We start from the raw sequence: 2,529 nt of genomic DNA, 5'->3' as shown, positions 1-2,529 counted from the left end.
TGGCAAGGCGGACCGACGAAGACTGCGGTTCATTTCGATGCGGTGCAGCGCATATTCGAGGAGGTCCCAACGCCGCCAGCGGGCGCCAGGGCTGGGGCCAAACGATCAGGATTCCTGTGGCGAGGCACTAGTTGGCCAGGCTTGTTGCGCTCGGCGTGGCGGGCGTCGCAGGCGTGACGCGCTCACGCAGCTCGCTTGCCTCCCTCAGCTCGAGGGAGCTCAACAGCTCCTCGCACTCGGCGAACAGGCTCGCCGCCAGCTCCTGCTTATGGCGCAGCGCCACCGCGGAGTTGAACAGCGCCTTGGCAAGCTGGAGCCGCTCTTCGGCCAGGGCCGTCTCGGGGACCACGGCCTTGCGTAAACTCTGTAGCGCGTGTTCCTGCAGCTGCCCTTGACGGGTCTGGCAAGCATGAAGATGCTCGTTGTACAGGGCCGTGGCATAGGCGATGTGGGCGCGCGATCGGTGCGGAACCTCGCCAAGCCTCTCCTCGAGCTCCGAAAGGACCATGGGTCCACGGGCCTGGCTTTCGCCTTGGCGTGCGTACAGATGCTCGTTCGCGAGGGCCACGCAGAGCGCCTCCACCGCCTTCGGTGGGAAGAGCTCCTGCAGCGTCAGATCGGCAAGCTGCGTGAGTGCTTCCTCCGCGAAGTCACGCGATCCAAGCCGGCAGGCCGTACGGTGGCCCCAAACCAACGCATGAAGGAGCAAGGCATGCAGCGTGTCGTCTACCTCATGATCCTCAGCCAGCCGCGAGAGCTCATCGCGCAGCCCGCGCGCAGCGACGTCCTGGCCTGCGACCAGCGCGGCCAGCAGCGCATTGACCAGCGCTCGCGCAAGAGCCCGGCGCTGGGTCATGGTGGCTTGCGCACGAGAGGCCATCACCCGTAGCTCCTCGAGCGCGCGCCGTGCCTCGTCCACGTCGACTTGGGCGCCGGCTGCGAGATAGCGACCGCTCAGGATCAGGGCGCGCTGGTCGTCCGCGGAGCTGTCGGCAGATCCGGCAGGCTCGGCCCCGTCTTTGACCGAGCCGATTGGCGGCTCGGGAGGCTGGGTGTCTGCTGCGCTCGCTGCCTCCGGAGCACTCGCAGCCGCGGACGCATCGTCATCCAGATCATCGGGTGACGGCTCGGCAGCGGCCCGCTCCATAGCGCTCGCTTGTGTGGGCTCGGCACCAGTCCCCGACGGCTCGGGCGGCGCCGGTGGCTCGGGCTGTTGCAGGTCGAGCTCGGGTTCGGCAGTCGCATCCGGCTCTGCGAACGAAGACTGCGTGTCCTCGGCCGGGATCGTCGCAACCTCGAGCGAGGCGCCGGTGCTTGGTCCATGGTTAGCTGACGCAGCCCCTTCGCTCGCGTGCTGTGTCGCTTCTGCCCGCTCGCGCGGCTGTGGCTGGTCAGCCTCGGCAGACAGCGAGAGCTCCGGCTCTTGAGCTCCGGCTTGCCGCTCGCTCGACGGCCTAACGATACGACGCCGGGGTTTCGTGGACTCTGCGGGCTGGGTGTGATCTGAGGGGTCCATGCGTTGATCCTCCGGGGCCGCGCGACTCTAGCATGCCGCAGCGAATTTGCTACCACGAACCAGTGTCGTGGAACAGTGGTTACCTGCACAAGTCGGTGCGCGATTGGCGTGGAGGTATGCTCCAAGCCGGCCCTTTAGGATTCGTTGGGCTCACGCGAGCAGCCTGCGGTACTTGACGCGCTTCGGCACGTCGGCGGCCGTGCCCAGACGTCGCCTGCGGTCCGCCTCGTAGCCGTCGTAGCTCCCTTCGAACCAGACCACGCCGCTGTCGCCTTCGAACGCCAGAACATGGGTCGCGATTCGATTCAGAAACCAGCGATCGTGGCTCACTACGATGGCGCAGCCGGAAAAGCGCAGCAGGGCCTCTTCCAAGGAGCGAAGGGTCTCCACGTCCAGATCGTTCGTGGGCTCGTCCAGCAGCAACACGTTTGCCCCGCGCTTGAGTAGTTTCGCAAGATGCACACGGTTGCGTTCTCCTCCAGAGAGGTTCTTCAGCAGCTTCTGTTGGTCGCTACCCCGGAAGCCAAACCACGAAACGTATGCGCGCGAAGCGACGTGGTGCTTACCAAGTGCGATCGTGTCCGCCCCGCCGGATATGTGCTGCCATACCGTGTGTTCGCCATCAAGCTTGTCGCGGGTCTGGTCCACGTAGGCGAGCTTTACCGTGTCGCCGACTCGAAGCCTACCCGCATCCGGCTGCTCGGCGCCGACGAGCAACCGACAAAGCGTCGTCTTGCCTGTACCGTTCGCGCCTATCGCAGCGACGATAGCCCCCTTGGGAACGCGGAAGCTCAAGTCCTCGAAGAGAAGGCGCTCGCCAAACGCCTTTGTGAGGCGTTCGGCGTCGATCACACTGTCCCCAAGCCGCTCGCCGGGTGCTATGAAGATCTCTCCTGGCTCACGCTTGGCCCTGTCTTCTTCGGCACGTAGGGCTTCGTAGGCGGTCAGGCGCGCCCGTCCTTTGGCCTGCCGCGCCTTGGGGGCCGAGCGCACCCACTCGAGCTCGCGAGCGA

General features: G+C 66.0%; 2 protein-coding genes. Both read right to left on the bottom strand.

What is annotated here, in order from left to right; all coding sequences use genetic code 11:
- Window positions 1–127 precede the first annotated feature (127 nt).
- Window positions 128–1,516 carry a hypothetical protein gene (locus MJD61_07080; GenBank protein ID MCG8555038.1) on the bottom strand — a complete coding sequence of 463 codons (1,389 nt, stop codon included), beginning with the start codon at window positions 1,514–1,516 and terminating at the stop codon, window positions 128–130.
- A gap of 150 nt (window positions 1,517–1,666) precedes the next feature.
- Window positions 1,667–2,529: ATP-binding cassette domain-containing protein (locus tag MJD61_07075; GenBank protein ID MCG8555037.1), on the bottom strand; the 863-nt coding region annotated here is incomplete at its 5' end.

The sequence above is a fragment of the Pseudomonadota bacterium genome, assembly GCA_022361155.1.
Classification (GTDB): domain Bacteria; phylum Myxococcota_A; class Polyangia; order Polyangiales; family JAKSBK01; genus JAKSBK01.
Note: the sequence above shows the minus strand (reverse complement) of the source record. Positions and strands in the feature narration are given on the sequence as shown.